Genomic DNA, 16,751 nt, shown 5'->3' on the forward strand with positions numbered 1-16,751 from the left:
TCAGCGTTCAACCACCAGGTCGCTGGTCGGCCGGGCGCAGCACAGCAGGATCATGCCCTGGTCGATCTCGCGCTGGCGGATGCCGCCGTCATGCTTCATCTCCACGGTCCCTGACACCAGACGGCATTTGCACGTTCCGCACATGCCCCTGGCGCACGAGGCCGGCAGGCGCAGGCCCGCCGCGCGCGCCGCCGACAGGATGGTGGTGTCGGCCCCGCAGTCGATCGCACGGCGGCTTCGGGTGAAGGTCACGGCGTGGCGCGCGGCCTCCAGTTCCGCGATCGCCCCGCCCACCTCGGGCTCGGCCGCCGACAGGGTGGCGAAATCGAAACTTTCCTCATGGTGCCGGGCCATGTCGAAACCCGCATCGCGCAGCATGTCGCGCACCGCCGCCATATAGGGGGCCGGCCCGCAGACGAAGATTTCGCGCGCGCGGAAGTCGGGGGCGATCATCGCCAGCATCGCCGGCGTCAGGCGTCCGCGATGGCCGTTCCACCGCGCCGCGGGGCTGTCGTGCTCGCACACCGCAACGGCGCGGAAGGCCGGCCAGTTCTGCTCCATCAGCGCCAGTTCGCGCGCGAACACCACGTCGCCGGGGCTGCGCGCGCTGTGCAGGAACACCACGTCCTGCGGCCCGCCCAGGTCGTGGAACGTCCGCGCCATCGACATCATCGGCGTGACGCCGCTGCCGCCCGACAGCAACAGGTATTTGCCCGCCGCCAGCCCGTCGCAGGTGAAATCGCCCATCGGGCCCAGCGCGCGGACCTCCATCCCCGGACGCAGCGCATCGTGCAGCCAGTTGGACACCACCCCGCCCGGCACGCGCTTGACCGTAATCGCCAGCGTATCGGGCCGCGTCGGCGACGACGAAAGCGTGTAGCAGCGGTTGATGTCCGCCCCACCGTCGCCCAGCGGCAGCGTCAGGGTCATGAACTGGCCGGGACGATAGGCGAAACGACGGGGCTCCGGCGCGGTGAAGACGAAGGTCCTGACGTCGGGCGTCTCGTCGCGCACCTGCCGGCAGACCAGCACCTCGTCCACCTCGGGGTCCCAGTACGGCACGGGGTGGCGCGGCGGCCGCGCCACCATGTCCGGACCGCCGCTCACGGCAGGGACGCGGCCAGGCGGTCGATGTACCAGGCGGCGAATTTCTCGACCAGTCCTTCGGTATAGGGGGAATAGGGGCCGGCCTCGTACGCCGGGTCGGTCGCCCCCTGCTGGCCGATGGCGACCAGGTCGGCATCCTGGCGGTTGGTCGCCTCCCACACTTCGGTCAGGCGTTGCAGGTCGTAATCCACGCCCTCGACCGCATCCTTGTGCACCAGCCATTTGGTGCGGACCAGCGTATGGCCCTCGTCGATCGGGATCGCCGAGAAGCTGACGATATGATCGCCCATGAAATGATGCCACGAATTGGGCTGCGTCCAGAACGACAGCCCGCCGATCGCCTTGTCGGTCAGCCCGCCCAGCGCCACGCGGCAGGCCGCGCGGGTGTCCATGGTCTGGCTTTCGCCCGACTGGTCGATGGGCAGGCGCTCGGTCCTGAAACCCGTCGCCCGGTCGGCCAGATGCTCGATTTCGCGCGACGGCAGGCCCTCGGCCTCCCACCGCGCATGCGCCGCGCGCATCAGCTTGGCATAGCGGTCGGCCTCGCGCCGGCCTTCCTCGTCCAGCGCATCGGGCGCGAAGCCGAACCCGTAGGCGAACAGCGGGATGGTCAGTTCCGGATGGTTGGGCGCGCAGTGATAGCACTCGCGATTGTTTTCCATCGTCAGCTTCCAGTTCCCGTCCTCGATCAGGTCCGACTGGAAGGCGACGCGGGTATTGCGGATGTCGTGCGGCGCCAGGTACGGCGCCATCGCCGCCGCCATCTCGTCGATGTCGGCCGGCGGGTCGTCGGACAGGCAGATGAACAGCAGCCCGGACACCGACCGCAGGGCGACGGGCTTCAGCCCGTGGCATGTGGGGTCGAACCCCGGCCCCATGTGCTCGGCGAACTTCAGCCCGCCCTCCAGCCCGTAGGTCCAGGAATGGTAAGGGCAGACGACATTGCCGATGATCGCCTTGCCCTCGGGCAGGATGCGCGCGCCGCGATGGCGGCAGACATTGTGGAAGGCGCGGACCTCCTCGTCGTCGCCGCGCACGATGATGACCGAGGACGGGCCGATATTGACCACCATCGCATCGCCGGCCTCGGGCACGTCGGGGTCGAGGCCGACGAAGATCCAGTGCCGGCCGAAGATCACGTCCATATCGACGCGAAAGATCTCCGCACTGGTATAGAACGGGGCCTCCAGCGCGTAGCCGGCCTTGCGCCGCGCCACCAGCTCCTTCACCGATATCCTGCTCTGTTCCGACATCCCGACCGCCCTTCCCTGCTGAGCACACCGCCCGCGCGGATGCCTCACTGTGCCGCGTTGACGAAGGTTTAATTGCCGCAGAACGACATATTTTTAATACGCAACGACTTTCAATGACAGGCTTTTCAACACTCGGGGAATCCCACCGCCAGTCCCCCCAGCGACGTTTCCTTGTAGCGGCTGCTCATGTCCGCGCCGGTCTCGCGCATCGTCACGATCACCTGGTCCAGCGAGACATGGTGCGCGCCGTCGCCGCGCATCGCCAGCGAGGCCGCGTTGATCGCCTTCACCGCGCCGAAGGCGTTGCGTTCGATGCACGGGATCTGCACCAGCCCGCCCACCGGGTCGCAGGTCATGCCCAGGTGATGTTCCATCCCGATCTCGGCCGCGTTCTCGACCTGCGCCGCATCGGCGCCCAGCGCCGCCGCCAGCCCCGCCGCCGCCATCGAGCACGCCACCCCGACCTCGCCCTGGCAGCCGACCTCGGCCCCGGAAATCGAGGCATTGCGCTTGAACAGCCCGCCCACCGCCGAGGCCGTCAGCAGGAAATCGCGCAGGCCCGCCTGCGACGCGCCGGGGCAGAAATCGCGATAATAGCGCAGCACGGCGGGCACCACGCCCGCCGCCCCGTTGGTCGGCGCGGTCACGATGCGGCCGCCGGCGGCGTTTTCCTCGTTCACCGCGATGGCGAACAGGCTGACCCAGTCCATCACCTCGTGCGCCGCGCGGACGTTGCGGAAGCGGTCGGCCTCCAGCCGCGCGCGGATGGCCGGCGCGCGCCGGCGCACGGCCAGGCGGCCGGGCAGCACGCCCTCCCGCGCCATGCCGCGCGCCACGCTGGCCATCATCGCGTCCACGATCCGGTCCAGACAGGCCGTGACCTCGGCCATCGGGCGCAGCGCGGCCTCGTTCGCCAGCACGATCTCCGCGATGGTCAGGCCCGTGCGCCGGGCGTGCTCCAGCAGGTCGCGGCCCGACACGAAATCGAACGGCACGGGCTCGGACAGCGCCGCCACGGTCGCGGGCTGGTCCTCGGGCGTCACGAAGCCCCCGCCGATGGAACAGAAACGCCCGACCCGCAGCACCGCGCCCGCCGCGTCCAGGGCCTCGAACTGCAAGGTGTTGGGGTGGACGGGCGGCACGCTGTCGCGGTCGAAGACGATGTCGGTCGCGGGGTCGAACGCCACCGGCGCCCCGCGCACGTCCAGCATGCGCGCGGCGCGCACCGTGTCCGCCAGCCGGTCGGCGGCGTCGGGGTCCACCGCGTCGGGCAGCAGCCCGGCCAGGCCCAGGATCACCGCCTTGTCCGTCGCATGCCCCACGCCGGTCCAGGCCAGCGACCCGTACAGCGTCACCCGCAGCCGCGCGACGTCGGCCGGCGCATGGCCCGGCCCCGGCAGCGCCGCCGCGAAATCGTGGGCGGCGCGCATCGGCCCCACCGTGTGCGACGAGGACGGGCCGATCCCGATTTTGAACAGGTCGAACAGACTTATCATCCTGCCGCCTCCCGGCCCGACCGGTCCCGCCGTCAGAATACGGCGTCGCGCGCCGCCTCATCCAGCAGGCCCGACAGATAGGGCGCGAACGACCGCCAGACTTCCAGCCGGAACCGGTCCGGCGCGGTGCGCCACAGCACGCCGTCGGCCTTGCCCAGCAGGGTCCGCGTGGCCATGCCGACCGGAAAGGCCGCAACCGCCACGTCGATCGACGTCAGGGACGCCAGCGCCGCCTCGACCAGCGCGCCGGACAGGTCCAGCCCCACCTGCCGGTCGCTGACCTCCACCAGGCTGTGCGCCACGCCCGCCAGCCCCGCGCGCAGCGCCGACAGGCCGTCGTCCGCCCCCGCCGGGTCCAGCAGCAGCAGCACCTCCTGCGGCCCCAGGCGCAGGGCCGTCACGGCCCCGGCCGCGGCGGCCGCCAGCATGGCGAACGTGTCGCCCAGCCCCAGCGCGCGGGCCGCAACGTCCAGGGTTGCGGGCCGGGCCTGCAATACGAACCGCCGCCGCTCGGCGGCCGGGGCCAGGGCGAACTCGCTGTGGGAAAGCTGCATGGTGTCAGAGCCTGATCGGAAATGTGGGCTGGCGAGCGAGAGCGGAACGCAGTGAAGCGCCCGGCGTGTGTTTTCGAGCACCGAAGCGGAGCGGCCTTGATGGCCGTGAGCATCGGAGCGCAGGAAACGCGCGTCGGATCGCCGCCAACGCGCATTTCCGGTCAGGCTCTCAGACATTCAGACGTGCCCCTTCGACGTCGTAGAACACCGGTTTCGTCACCGTCACCGCGATGGTGCGGCCTTCCATGGGCACGTACAGCGTCTCGCCCACCCGCGCGCGGCCGCCCGACACCATCGCCAGCGCGATCGAGCGCCCCAGCGTCGCCGAGAAATAGGACGAGGTCACATGGCCCAGCACCCGCATCGGGATCGCCTCGTCGGGGCGGGCCACCAGTTGCGCGCCTTCCTCCAGCACCTCCCACGCCGCCTCGGTCAGCAGGCCGACAAGCTGCTTGCGGTCCGGGGCCTGCATCGCCGGCAGCGCCAGCGAGCGCTTGCCCACGAAATCGGCCTTCGCCTTGCTGACCGCCCAGCCGCAGCCCGCGTCGTCGGGCGTCGCGGTGCCGTCGGTTTCCTGGCCGACGATGATGTAGCCTTTCTCCGCCCGCAGCACATGCATCGTCTCGGTGCCGTAGGGGGTGATGCCCACCCCCTGCCCGGCATCCCAGATCGCCTGCCACACCGCGCGGCCATGGCGGGCGGGCACGTTGATCTCGAAGCCCAGCTCGCCGGTGAAGCTGACGCGGAACAGGCGCATCGGCACGCCGCCGATGGTGCCCTCGGCCAGGCTCATGTGCGGCAGGGCCTCGGCCGAGATGTCCAGCCCGTCCACCAGCGGCGCCAGCACCGCGCGCGCCGAAGGGCCCTGCAGGGCGATCACCGCCCATTCCTCGGTGGTCGAGGTCAGCCAGACGTCCAGCTCGGGCCATTCGGTCTGGAGGTAGTCTTCCATCAGCGCCAGCACGCCCGGCGCGCCGCCGGTCGTGGTGGTGACATGGAAGCGGTCCTGGGCAATCCGCCCGACCACGCCGTCATCGTAGACGAAGCCGTTTTCCCGGCACATCAGGCCATAGCGGCACCTGCCGACGCCCAGCTTGGTCCAGGCGTTGACGTACATGCGGTTCATGAAGGTCGCGGCGTCGGGGCCGACCACCTCGATCTTGCCCAGGGTCGAGGCGTCGAAAATGCCCACGCCGCCCCGCACCGCCAGGCATTCGCGCCGGACGGCGGCCTCCATGTCCTCGCTGCCGCGCGGGAAATAGCGCGCCCGCCGCCACAGGCCCACGTCCTCGAACACCGCGCCCTGCGCGCGCGCCCAGGGGTCGATCGGGGTCCGACGGTCCGGGTCGAACAGGTCGCCGCGCGCATGGCTGGCGAAGGCGCCGAACGTTACCGGGGTGAAGGGCGGGCGGAAGGTGGTCAGCCCCACCTTTTCCACCGGCCGGCCCAGCGCGTCGGCCGCGATGCCCAGCGCGTTGACGTTGGACATCTTGCCCTGGTCGGTCGCCATGCCGGTGGTGGTGTAGCGCTTGATATGCTCGATGGACTGGAAGCCCTCGCGCACCGCCAGCTTCACGTCCTTGGCCGTCACGTCGTTCTGGAAATCGACGAAGGCCATGGCCAGCAGCCCCTTGCCGCGACGCGGCAGCGCGCCGGCATAACCGCCCCGCCCCGGTTCGTCCGCCGCATCGACCGTCCACGCCGGCGCATCGGCCGCAAAGCCCGCCGCACCGGCGGCCGCGACCCCGGCGGCCGCGCCGTCGGCCAGCACGCATGCCAGGGCGTAGACCCCCCGGCACGCACCCGCCGAACGCGTGCGCTCGGCCGGTTCGCCGGGCACATAGACGCCCAGTTCGGCATCGAACACCAGCTTGCCCCGCGATTGCGAGAACAGATGCACGCTGGGCGTATAGCCGCCCGACATCAGCACCAGGTCGGCCCGCCAGTGCCGGCCCTTCCCCACCGAACCATCGGGCAGCAGCCGCGCCAGTTCCACACCGTGGACGCGCGTGCCGCCATGCGCGCGCTGGACGGTGGTGCCCGGCAGCACCGTCAGCCCCGCCTCCTGCGCCGCGCGCACCAGCGCCGAATCCGGGGCCGGGCGCAGGTCGGCGATGGCCGCCACCGTCACCCCGGCCGCATGCAGGTCCAGCGCCACGCGATAGGCGGAATCGTCCGCCGTCACGATCACCGCCCGCCTGCCGCACGCCACGCCGTAACGGTTCAGATAGGTCCGCGCGGCGCTGGCCAGCATCACGCCGGGGCGGTCGTTGCCCTCGAACACCAGCGGGCGTTCCAGCGCGCCGGCCGCCAGCACGACCTCCTGCGCGCGGACCTGCCACAGGCGTTCGCGCGGCATGTCGGGCGCGGGGTCGGCCAGGTGGTCGCTCAGGCGCTGGTTCAGCGCCACCATGTTGTGCGGCCCGTAATTGAACGCGGTGCAGCGCGTCAGCACCCGCACGTTCGGCAGGCCCGCCAGTTCGGCCAGGATGTCGGCCACCCACAGCGCCGCCGGCCGGCCGTCGATCCGCGACGTGCGGTCGGACAGCAGCGACCCGCCCGCCTCGGCGGTCTCCTCGGCCAGAATCACCCGCGCGCCGGCCCGCCCGGCCGCCAGCGCCGCCGCCAGGCCCGCCGGGCCGGCGCCGGCCACCAGCACGTCGCAATGGGCGTACTGGAAGGCGTAATGGTCCGGGTCGGGCGCGGTCGGGGCCACGCCCAGCCCCGCGGCGCGGCGGATGACGGGTTCGTACACCCGGTCCCAGAAGCTGCGCGGCCACATGAACGTCTTGTAGTAGAACCCCGCCGGCAGCAGCGGCGCGGCCAGCGTGTTGACCGCGCCCAGGTCGAATTTCAGGGACGGGAAGCGGTTCTGGCTGACGGCCGTCAGCCCCTCGTACAGCTCCACCTGCGTCGCGCGCAGGTTGGGCGTCTGCAAGGCGGGGCCGCTGCCGACGGCGACCAGCGCGTTCGGCTCGTCCGACCCGGCCGACACCGCGCCGCGCGGGCGGTGATATTTGAACGACCGGCCCATCAGGTGATGGCCGTTCGCCAGCAGGGCGGACGCCAGCGTGTCGCCGGCCTGGCCCTGGAAGCGGCGGCCGTCGAAGGTGAAGCTCACGGTCCGGGCCGGATCGACCCGGCCATGGCCGGGCACGCGGAACGCCTGGCTCATCGCGCGGCCTCCGCCGCCGTCGCGGCGTCGATCTCGGGCCGGGGCCGGCCCATTTCATAGGTCATGACGAAGCGGTCGGTCCGGGTGTCGCGCAGGGCGTTGAAAAACCGGTTGCAGCCATGGGCATGGCGCCAGCGCTCGGCGATCAGCCCCTTGGGGTTGTCGCGCATGTACAGATACTGCGCCCATTCCTCGTCGGTCCGGCTCATCGGGTCGGCCGGGCGGGCGATATGCGCCTCGCCGCCGTTCGCGAACTCGATTTCCGAACGTTCGCCGCAATAGGGACAACGGATCAGAAGCATGATGCCCTCCTTAATGGGCGACGGCCGCGGCGGCGGCCTCGTCGATCATCACCCCGTCGCGGAACCGTTCGATGGTGAAAGGCGCGTTGATCGGATGCGGCTCGTCGCGGGCGATGGTCCAGGCGAACAGGTTGGCCGCCCCCGGCGTGGCCTTGAACCCGCCGGTGCCCCAGCCGCAATTGACGTACAGGCCCGGCACCGGCGTCTTCGCCGTGATCGGCGACCGGTCGGGGGTGTTGTCGGTGATCCCGCCCCACGAGCGCAGCATACGCAGGCGGCGGAACATCGGGAACAGTTCGCAGATCGCCTCCAGCGTATGGGCGGGAATGTGCAGCCCGCCGCGCTGGGTGTACGACACATAGGAATCCGTGCCCGCGCCGATCACCATCTCGCCCTTGTCGGACTGGCTGATGTAGGCATGGATGGTGTTGGACATGACGATGGTGGGAAAGGCCGGCTTGACCGGTTCCGACACCAGGGCCTGCAGCGGGTTGCTCTGCAACGGCAGGCGGATGCCCGCCATGCCCATCACCACCGAACTGTGCCCCGCCGCCGACACCCCGACCTTGCCGGCGCGAATGGTGCCGCGCGTGGTCTCCACGCCCCGGACCTCGCCGCCCGGCCCGCGCAGGATGCCGGTGACCTCGCAATTCTCGATGATATCCACGCCCATGTCGCTGGCCGCCCGGGCGAAGCCCCACGCCACGGCGTCATGCCGCGCGGTGCCGGCCCGGCGCTGCAACGACGCGCCCAGCACCGGATAGCGGATGTTGGGCGAAATATTCAGCGGCGGGCAGAATGCCTTCGCCTCCTCGGCCGACAGCCATTCGTTGTCGATTCCGTTCAGGCGGTTGGCGTGCACGTGGCGCTTGAACACCTGCACGTCATGGACCGTATGCGCCACCATCAGGCAGCCGCGCTGGCTGAACATGACGTTGTAGTTCAGCTCCTGCGAGAGGTTTTCCCATAATTTCAGGGAATGCTCGTAATAGGACGAACTTTCGTTGAACAGGTAGTTCGACCGGATGATCGTGGTGTTGCGCGCGGTGTTGCCGCCGGCCAGCCAGCCGCGTTCGATCACCGCGATGTTCCGCAGCCCGTGCTGCCTGGCCAGATAGTACGCGGTGCCCAGGCCGTGGCCGCCCCCGCCGACGATCACGATGTCATAAGCGGGCTTCGGCGCCACCGACCGCCACTGCGGCGTCCAGCCGAGATGACCGCCCAGTGCCTTTTGCGCCAGAGAAAGCGCTGAAAATTTCTGCATGTTCATCCCGCGTGCTGCAAGACCAGTCGGGCGACAATGCGCCGCCCCCACCCCGTCCGCTCGCACGGATCGGACGCGCGGCTTGAATAAAAACGACATGCCGTTTTTTTCTAAAAACGTCATGCGATTTGCCTCAGGGCGCTGCCCTGAAACCCGCCAAAGGCCACCGGCCTTTGGAAGCCAATCCGTTGAATGATCGGGGTCCAGGGCCTCAGAGCCTGTTTGAAAATGTGGGCTGGCGAGCGAGAGCGAAACGTCGTGAAGCGCCCGGCGTGTGTTTTCGGGCACCGAAGCGGAGCGGCCTTGTCGGCCGTGAGCATCGGAGCGCAGAAAACGCGCGTCGGATCGCCGCCAGCGCGCATTTTCAAACAGGCTCTCAGGCCCTGGTGGGTGCGGGCAACGCCCGACCTGTTGCCGGAACAAACCGCGTCGTCCGGCCGGGTTTCAGCGTTGACGGTCTTGCCAGTGCGACTCCTCGTACCAGGGTGCGTTGGAGGCCGGCAGCAGCGGGCGGCCCATGATGTGGTCCGCCGCCTTTTCGCCCATCATCACCGTGGGGCCGTTGAGGTTGCCGTTGGTGATGCGCGGCATGATCGAGGAATCGACCACGCGCAGCCCCTCGACCCCGATCACCCGCGTTTCGGGATCGACGACGGCCATCGGGTCGTCCGCCCGGCCCATCTTGCAGGTGCATGACGGGTGCAGCGCGCTTTCGACCTTGTCGCGGATGAAGGCGTCGATCTGCGCGTCGGTCACGCACGCGGCGCCGGGCTGGATTTCGCGGCCACGGAACGGATCGAACGCGGCCTGGGCAAAGATCTCGCGCGTCAGACGCACGCAGGCGCGCATGTCCACCCAGTCTTCCGCGTGGCTCATGTAGTTGAAGGCGATGCGCGGCTTGTCCTCGGGGTCGGCCGAGCGCAGCCGCACCCAGCCCCGGCTTTTCGAGCGCATCGGCCCGACATGCGCCTGATAGCCATGGCCCGACGCCAGCCCCCTGCCGTCATAGGTCACGGCCAGCGGCAGGAAATGGAACTGGATGTCGGGATAGCGGATGCCGGCGCGGCTGCGGATGAAGGCGCAGCTTTCGAAATGGTTGGTCGCCCCCAGCCCGTCCTTGCACAGCAGCCAGCGCAGGCCGATCCGCGCCTTGGCCAGCGGGCTCATTGCCGAATAGAGCGTGACCGGCCGGCTGCACGCCACCTGGAAGTAAAACTCCAGATGGTCCTGCAAATTCTCGCCCACGCCGGGGCGGTCGGCCAGCACCGCAATCCCGTGGTCGCGCAGTTCGGCCGCCGGCCCGATGCCCGACAGTTTCAGAAGCTGCGGCGAATTGATCGGCCCGCCGGACAGGATCACCTCCCGCCGGGCGCGGGCCACATGCTCCACCCCATGGCGGCGATAGGCCACCCCCACGGCGCGCCGCCCCTCGAAGATAATGCGCGTCACGCGGGCATGCGTGTGCAGCGCCAGGTTCTTGCGCGCCAGGGCGGGACGCAGGTAGGCGTTCGCGGTGCTCCAGCGCCGGCCGTCCTTCACGGTCATGCTCATCTTGTCGAAGCCGTATTGCTGGAAGCCGTTATAGTCCGACGTCATGGGGTAGCCCGCCTGCCGCCCGGCCGCCAGCCACGCATGATGCAGCGGGTTTTCCACGGTGCCATACCGGGTATGCAGCGGCCCGCCGCGCCCGCGATACCAATCCTCGCCCTCGGCACAGGATTCGGCGCGGCGGAAATAGGGCAGCACATGGCGATAGCCCCAGCCGGCCGCCCCGTCGGCCTCCCATTGCTGGAAATCGAGGGCGTTGCCCCGGACATAGACCATGCCGTTGATCGAGGACGACCCGCCCAGCCCCTTTCCGCGCGGCGTGTGCATGCGCCGCCCGCCCAGATGGGGTTCGGGCTCGCTGTCATAGAACCAGTTGAAGCGTTTGCTGTGCATCGGCATCGCCAGCGCGCTGGGCATCTGGACGATGATCGACTTGTCGCTGCCGCCGAATTCCAGCAGCAGCACGCTGTCCGCGCCCGATTCCGTCAGCCGGCTGGCCAGCACGCAGCCGGCCGAGCCGGCGCCGACGACGATGTAGTCGAATTGGGTCATGATACCATTCCGGGTGATGCGCCCCAGGCGCCAGGCCCTCTGGAAACCCAGGACGTCATGAAACGAATGGGATGCAAGGGCCGAGGCCCTTGCCGGGTTCGGGCAGCGCCCGAGCAATCAATAGGGCGACGCGACATCGCCCAGCGCCACGTAGACGCTCTTGACCTGGGTGTAATGGTCCAGCGCGGCACGGCTGTTTTCGCGCCCCAGGCCGGATTGCTTGTAGCCGCCGAACGGCATTTCGATCGGCGTGACATTGTACTGGTTGATCCAGCACGACCCGGCCTCCAGCGCCGCCACCACCCGATGCGCGCGGGCCAGGTCGCGGGTGAACACCCCGGCGGCCAGGCCGAATTCGGTGGCGTTGGCGCGGGCCACCACCTCGTCCTCGGTCTCGAACCCCAGCACCGCCATGACCGGCCCGAAGATTTCCTCGCGCACGATCCGCATGTCGTCGTGGCAATCGACGAAGACGGTGGGGGCCACGAACGCGCCCCGCGCCAGCGCGCCCTCGGTCACCCGATGGCCGCCGACCAGCACCCGCGCGCCCTCCTGCCGCCCCAGTTCGATATAGGACAGCACCTTTTCCATATGCGCCCGGCCAATCAGGGCGCCGACATGGGTGTCGGGCGACAGCGGGTCGCCGACCGTCATCCGGCCCACCCGCCCGGCCAGGGCGGCCAGGAAGCGGTCGCGGATGCCCGCCTGCACGAACACGCGCGTGCCGTTGGAACAGATTTCCCCGCCCGAATAGAAATTGGCCAGCAGCGCCGCCGACACCGCATTGTCCAGGTCGGCATCGTCGAAGACGATCAGCGGCGATTTGCCGCCCAGTTCCAGCGTCACGTATTTCAGCGTCCGCGCCGCGTCGGCCATCACCGCGCGGCCGGTCCCGACCTCGCCGGTCAGGGAAATCTTGCGGATCTGCGGGGCCGCCGTCAGCAGCCGGCCGGTGTCGCGCGCGCCCTGCACCACGTTGAACACGCCGTCGGGCACCCCGGCCTCGCGGTAGATCTCGGCCAGCTTCACCGCCGTCAGCGGCGTCAGTTCGGCAGGCTTGAAGATCATCGCATTGCCGCAGGCCAGCGCGGGGGCCGACTTCCAGCACGCGATCTGGATGGGGTAGTTCCACGCCCCGATGCCGGCGGTCAGGCCCAGCGGCTCGCGGCGGGTATAGCCGAACGCGGCCTCGCCCAGGTCCACGGCCTCGCCATTGATGGCGACGGCCAGCGCGCCGAAATATTCCAGCGCGTCGGCGCCCGACAGGATGTCCACCGCCGCCGTCTCGGCGATCGGCTTGCCGGTGTCCAGCGTTTCCAGCCGGGCCAGCACGTCGTTGTCGCGGCGCAGCAGGTCCGCCGCCCGGCGCAGGATGCGCCCGCGCTCGGCCCCCGTCATCCGCGCCCAGACCTTCTGCCCGCGCGCGGCGCTGTCGATCGCCAGCGCGATTTCGGCCTCGCCCGCGCTTTCCACCTCGGCCAGGACCGCGCCGGTGGCGGGGTTCACACTCTCGAACCGCGCGCCGTCCGAGGCCACGTACCGCCCGTCGATCCAGCTCCGGCACACCGCGCGGGCGCCCGTCACGATGGCCGGCGCCGCCGGGGCCTGCCGGCGGAAGCGGTCCACCTGGCTGTCGAGGAAAGCGGTGACCTGGCCCCGCGCGGCGGCGCTGTCGGCCTCCTGCCAGCCGGACAGGACGGCGCGCAGCCAGGTCCCGTCGATCAGCGCCGCGACGGCCGAGGCCAGGGGGCGGGCCTCGGGTTCCGGCACCAGGCAGGCCAGGTCGTGGCGCAGGTTGGACAGCATGCGCCCCTGGTAGGCGCGCTGCACCCGGCCCAGGGTCGCATTGTGCGGCACCTGCCCCCAGAAGGCCAGCCAGGCCGCCCCCGGCCGGGGCTGGAACTGCGGCGCGCCCAGGCAGCCGTCGACGACCGCCTGCAGGCGCGCGCGCGGGCCGCGGGCCTGGGCGAGGCGGCGCACGACATCCTGGCGCAGCGCGTCCGACAACTGGCGAAAGGCCGCGCCCATCAGCGCATCCTTGTCCCCGAAGTAATGAAGCAGCAGGCCGGGCGAGACCTCCGCCCGCCCGGCGATCCGGGCCAGCGTGGCGCCGACATAGCCATGGTCGGCCAGCACCGCGATGGTCGCGGCGACGAAACGCCGGCAGCGCTCGTCATCGGGGCGGGGGGCGGAAGGAAGGCTGGACGAAGACATGCCGGATATCCTGCATACTCTTGAACGGTTGTTCAACGACAAATCCAGCCTTGCATGAAAGCGCGAAACCGACCGATTTCCTTGTATTATTCCGACATAATCATGCATTTTAAAGTAAAAAACCCGGGTTGGCAGGCCGGTTTCCTTCGGTGTAGCCTTGTCGCGGAAACGCCTCCGCCCCGATTATTTGCACGACCATTCAATCTCCTGCCAGAATGATTTCCCGTTCCTCCGCCGAAAGGATATGCTGCCCGCGATGCGCCGTGCGATCATCCTTCTGTCCGCCCTGCTGACATGCGTCGCCTGCCCGGCCGCCCGCGCCGAGGACCCCGCCGCCTGCCGGACGGTGCGCCTGGCCGATGCCGGATGGACCGACGCGTCGGCGGTGACCGCCGTCGGCGCCACCCTGTTCGACGCGCTGGGCTACCAGACGCGCACGCCCCTGCTGGCGCTGACCGTCACCTACCTGACCATGGGCGCCGGGCAGGTGGACGGGTTCCTGAGCAACTGGGAACCCTCGGGCGACGCCGCCATCGCCCCGTTCCTGAAGAACGGCAGCGTGCGGCAGATCGCGACCAACCTGTCGGGCGCGCACTACACCCTGGCGGTGCCCGACGAGGTCTGGCAGGCCGGGCTGCACGATTTCGGCGACATCGCGCGCTGGGGGTCGAAGCTGGGCCACGTCATCTACGGGGTCGAGGCCGGCAACGACGGCAACGGGCTGGTGCTGGACATGATCCGCGACGACCGGTTCGGGCTGGGGCGGTTCCGCCTGGTCGAAAGCAGCGAACAGGGCATGCTCAGCCAGGTCGCGCGCTCGATCGAAAGCCACCGGCCCATCGTCTTCCTGGCGTGGGAGCCGCACCCGATGAACATGCGCCACCACCTGCGCTACCTGACCGGCGGGGACGCGCTCTTCGGCCCCGACGCCGGGGCCAGCGTGCATACCGTGATCCGGGCGGGGTACGACGCCGCCTGCCCCAACGCCACCCGCCTGCTGCGCCAGATCCGCTTTTCCATCGACGGCGAGAACGTGATGATGAAGGCCATCCAGGACGAACACCTGCCCCCGCGGGACGAGGCCCGCCGCTGGCTGCGCGCCCACCCCGACGTGCTGGCCCCCTGGCTGGACGGCGTGACCACCCTCGACGGCCGGCCCGGCCTGCCGGCCGTGCTGTCCGCCCTCCAGGCCCACAGATAGCGAAAAGACGGACATGGACGGTCTCGAACACTGGATTGCGGCCCACAAGATTCCCGTCGGCCGGGTCATGGCCGGAGGCGTGGAGCTGGTCCGCGCGCATTGCCTGGGCGTCTTCAACGCCATCAGCGACGCCGTGGGCTTCTGCGCCGACGGGCTGACCACCCTGCTGCTGGACATGCCGGCACTGCTGCTGGTGGCGCTGTGCGCGGCCGGCGCCTACGCCTGGCGGCGTTCGGCCGGCCTGGCGGCGCTGATCGCGCTGGGGCTGCTGTTCATCATCAACCAGGGCTACTGGCAGGAGACGATGGCGACCCTGTCGCTGATCCTGTTCTCGACCCTGACGTGCATGCTGGTCGGCGTGCCGGTGGGCATCGCCGCCGCCCATCGCCCGTGGCTGGGCCGGGCGCTGCACCCGGTGCTGGACCTGATGCAGACGCTGCCGACCTTCGTCTATCTGATCCCGACCCTGATCCTGTTCGGGCTGGGCACCGTGCCGGGCATGATCTCGACCATCGTCTTCGCCATTCCCGCCCCCATCCGCATGACGCAGATGGGCATCGCCTCGGTCCCGCGCGGGCTGGTCGAGGCCGGCGAATCCTTCGGCGCCACCCCGTCGCAACTGCTGTGGAAGGTCGAACTGCCCGCCGCCCTGCCCATGATCCAGGCGGGGCTGACGCAATGCATCATGCTCAGCCTGTCCATGGTGGTGATCGCCGCCCTGGTCGGCGCCGGCGGCCTGGGCGTGCCGGTGGTGCGCGCCCTGAACACGGTGCAGGTCGATATCGGCTTCGAATCCGGCTTCGCCATCGTCCTGCTGGCCATCATGCTGGACCGGCTGTGCCGGCCGAAAGGCGCCCCGCGATGACCACGGCACTTTCCTTCCACCATGTCGATATCCTGTTCCACCGCGCCAACGCCCCCGGCCCGCTGGCCGAGGCGTTGCGGCGGCTGGACGGCGGCGGCACGCGCGAGGACATCGCGCGCGACCTGGGGGTGACGGTCGGCGTCGCCGACGCCAGCCTGGACATCGAACGCGGCGAGATCAGCGTGCTGATGGGCCTGTCGGGGTCGGGCAAGTCCACGCTGCTGCGCGCCGCCAACGGGCTGAACAAGGTCGCGCGCGGCGAGGTGCGGATCGGCAACGGGCTGGCCCATGTCGATATCGCCCGTTGCGACCCCGATACCCTGCGCGAGCTTCGCAAGACCCGCATCGCCATGGTGTTCCAGCAGTTCGGCCTGCTGCCCTGGCGCACGGTGCGCGACAATGTGGGCTTCGGGCTGGAACTGCGCGGCATGGCCCCCACCCTCCGGCGCCAGGTGGTGGACGAGAAGCTGGAACTGGTCGGGCTGACCCGCTGGGCGGAGGCGCATGTCGGCGAACTGTCGGGCGGCATGCAGCAGCGCGTGGGCCTGGCGCGCGCCTTCGCCACCGACGCCGACATCCTGCTGATGGACGAACCGTTCTCGGCGCTCGACCCGCTGATCCGCCGCAAGCTGCAGGACGAACTGCTGGACCTGCAACGGCGGCTGAAGAAAACCATCCTGTTCGTCAGCCACGATATCGACGAGGCGCTGAAGATCGGCAACCGCATCACGATCATGCGCGAAGGCCGGATCGTGCAGACCGGCCGCCCCGACGACATCGTCATCCGCCCCGCCGACGAGTACGTCAGCGCCTTCGTGCGGCACATGAACCCGCTGCCGGTGCTCAACGCCGGCGCCGTCATGCGGCGGCTGGCGCACGTCGCGCGCCTGGCCGACGGGCGCGTGGCGCTGGACGCCGCCGGAACCTGCGGCCTGGACCCCGCGACGCAGCAGGTGACCCGGCCCGACGGCGCCCCGGTGCCGGTCGCGCGCTTCGCGGAGGGCGACGCGGCCACCGCGCCGATCCGGCCCGGCACCATCTATCGCGCGCCTCTCACCTGCACGTTGCAGACGATCGCCATCCTGCGCCAGCGCAGCGGCCTGCCGGTGCTGATCGACGACGGGGACACGCTGGCCGGGCTGTGCGACGACGCCGACATGATCGGCGCGATGATCGGCATCCCCCGCGCCCCCGTGCCCTGACCGAAACGGCTTGACGGC

The 16,751-nt window shown here is 70.0% G+C and carries 12 protein-coding genes; 3 read left to right on the forward strand and 9 right to left on the reverse strand.

Features of this window, described 5'->3' with window-relative positions; genetic code table 11:
- The 9 genes from HLH21_RS10170 to betB form a co-directional block, all read right to left on the reverse strand.
- Complete coding sequence (locus tag HLH21_RS10170) at positions 1-1,107, reverse strand: hybrid-cluster NAD(P)-dependent oxidoreductase (RefSeq protein ID WP_264811977.1); 1,107 nt, start codon at positions 1,105-1,107, stop codon at positions 1-3.
- Positions 1,104-2,360: an aromatic ring-hydroxylating oxygenase subunit alpha gene (locus HLH21_RS10175; protein ID WP_182943644.1), complete on the reverse strand. Its 1,257-nt coding sequence runs from the start codon at positions 2,358-2,360 to the stop codon at positions 1,104-1,106. The genes HLH21_RS10170 and HLH21_RS10175 overlap by 4 nt, the downstream gene beginning before the upstream one ends.
- Before the next feature lie 125 nt (positions 2,361-2,485).
- Positions 2,486-3,856: an L-serine ammonia-lyase gene (locus tag HLH21_RS10180; RefSeq protein WP_182943645.1), complete on the reverse strand. Its 1,371-nt coding sequence runs from the start codon at positions 3,854-3,856 to the stop codon at positions 2,486-2,488.
- 32 nt (positions 3,857-3,888) lie between these two features.
- A complete protein-coding gene (locus tag HLH21_RS10185) occupies positions 3,889-4,410 on the reverse strand; it encodes a sarcosine oxidase subunit gamma (protein WP_220789763.1) in 522 nt (173 codons plus the stop codon).
- 169 nt (positions 4,411-4,579) lie between these two features.
- Entirely contained in the window at positions 4,580-7,585 is a 3,006-nt protein-coding gene (locus HLH21_RS10190; protein ID WP_182943646.1) for a sarcosine oxidase subunit alpha family protein, read from the reverse strand.
- Positions 7,582-7,887 carry a sarcosine oxidase subunit delta gene (locus HLH21_RS10195; protein ID WP_182943647.1) on the reverse strand — a complete coding sequence of 102 codons (306 nt, stop codon included), beginning with the start codon at positions 7,885-7,887 and terminating at the stop codon, positions 7,582-7,584. The genes HLH21_RS10190 and HLH21_RS10195 overlap by 4 nt, the downstream gene beginning before the upstream one ends.
- 10 nt (positions 7,888-7,897) lie before the next feature.
- Positions 7,898-9,151, reverse strand: a complete 1,254-nt coding sequence (locus HLH21_RS10200; RefSeq protein ID WP_182943648.1) for a sarcosine oxidase subunit beta family protein — start codon at positions 9,149-9,151, stop codon at positions 7,898-7,900.
- Positions 9,152-9,595: 444 nt separating this feature from the next.
- Positions 9,596-11,251 (reverse strand): choline dehydrogenase, encoded by a 1,656-nt coding sequence (gene betA / locus HLH21_RS10205; protein WP_220789764.1) that lies wholly within the window; start codon positions 11,249-11,251, stop codon positions 9,596-9,598.
- Positions 11,252-11,368: 117 nt separating this feature from the next.
- The gene (gene betB, locus HLH21_RS10210; protein WP_182943649.1) at positions 11,369-13,465 is read right to left on the reverse strand and encodes a betaine-aldehyde dehydrogenase; all 2,097 of its coding nucleotides are present in this window, start codon (positions 13,463-13,465) and stop codon (positions 11,369-11,371) included.
- A 256-nt stretch (positions 13,466-13,721) separates the two neighbouring features.
- Between betB and HLH21_RS10215 the strand changes: the two genes are divergently transcribed.
- From HLH21_RS10215 to choV, 3 genes are read left to right on the forward strand one after another with little or no spacing between them, the layout of a single operon-like run.
- Positions 13,722-14,666, forward strand: coding sequence for a glycine betaine ABC transporter substrate-binding protein (locus tag HLH21_RS10215; RefSeq protein WP_182943650.1), 945 nt, complete (start codon positions 13,722-13,724; stop codon positions 14,664-14,666).
- Between the two features lie 13 nt (positions 14,667-14,679).
- Positions 14,680-15,531 (forward strand): choline ABC transporter permease subunit, encoded by an 852-nt coding sequence (choW, locus tag HLH21_RS10220; protein ID WP_182943651.1) that lies wholly within the window; start codon positions 14,680-14,682, stop codon positions 15,529-15,531.
- Entirely contained in the window at positions 15,528-16,733 is a 1,206-nt protein-coding gene (gene choV / locus HLH21_RS10225) for a choline ABC transporter ATP-binding protein (protein WP_182943652.1), read from the forward strand. Before choW ends, choV begins: the two co-directional genes overlap by 4 nt.
- Positions 16,734-16,751 lie beyond the last annotated feature (18 nt).

Origin of the sequence: Gluconacetobacter johannae (assembly GCF_014174305.1) — a bacterium.
Taxonomy (GTDB): domain Bacteria; phylum Pseudomonadota; class Alphaproteobacteria; order Acetobacterales; family Acetobacteraceae; genus Gluconacetobacter; species Gluconacetobacter johannae.

Coding starts and splice junctions, on each gene's coding strand:
- betB (WP_182943649.1), bottom strand. CDS start 13,465: ATGTCTTCGTCCAGCCTTCCTTCCGCCCCCCGCCCCGATGACGAGCGC.
- HLH21_RS10185 (WP_220789763.1), bottom strand. CDS start 4,410: ATGCAGCTTTCCCACAGCGAGTTCGCCCTGGCCCCGGCCGCCGAGCGG.
- betA (WP_220789764.1), bottom strand. CDS start 11,251: ATGACCCAATTCGACTACATCGTCGTCGGCGCCGGCTCGGCCGGCTGC.
- HLH21_RS10195 (WP_182943647.1), bottom strand. CDS start 7,887: ATGCTTCTGATCCGTTGTCCCTATTGCGGCGAACGTTCGGAAATCGAG.
- choV (WP_182943652.1), top strand. CDS start 15,528: ATGACCACGGCACTTTCCTTCCACCATGTCGATATCCTGTTCCACCGC.
- HLH21_RS10190 (WP_182943646.1), bottom strand. CDS start 7,585: ATGAGCCAGGCGTTCCGCGTGCCCGGCCATGGCCGGGTCGATCCGGCC.
- HLH21_RS10200 (WP_182943648.1), bottom strand. CDS start 9,151: ATGCAGAAATTTTCAGCGCTTTCTCTGGCGCAAAAGGCACTGGGCGGT.
- HLH21_RS10215 (WP_182943650.1), top strand. CDS start 13,722: ATGCGCCGTGCGATCATCCTTCTGTCCGCCCTGCTGACATGCGTCGCC.
- choW (WP_182943651.1), top strand. CDS start 14,680: ATGGACGGTCTCGAACACTGGATTGCGGCCCACAAGATTCCCGTCGGC.
- HLH21_RS10180 (WP_182943645.1), bottom strand. CDS start 3,856: ATGATAAGTCTGTTCGACCTGTTCAAAATCGGGATCGGCCCGTCCTCG.
- HLH21_RS10175 (WP_182943644.1), bottom strand. CDS start 2,360: ATGTCGGAACAGAGCAGGATATCGGTGAAGGAGCTGGTGGCGCGGCGC.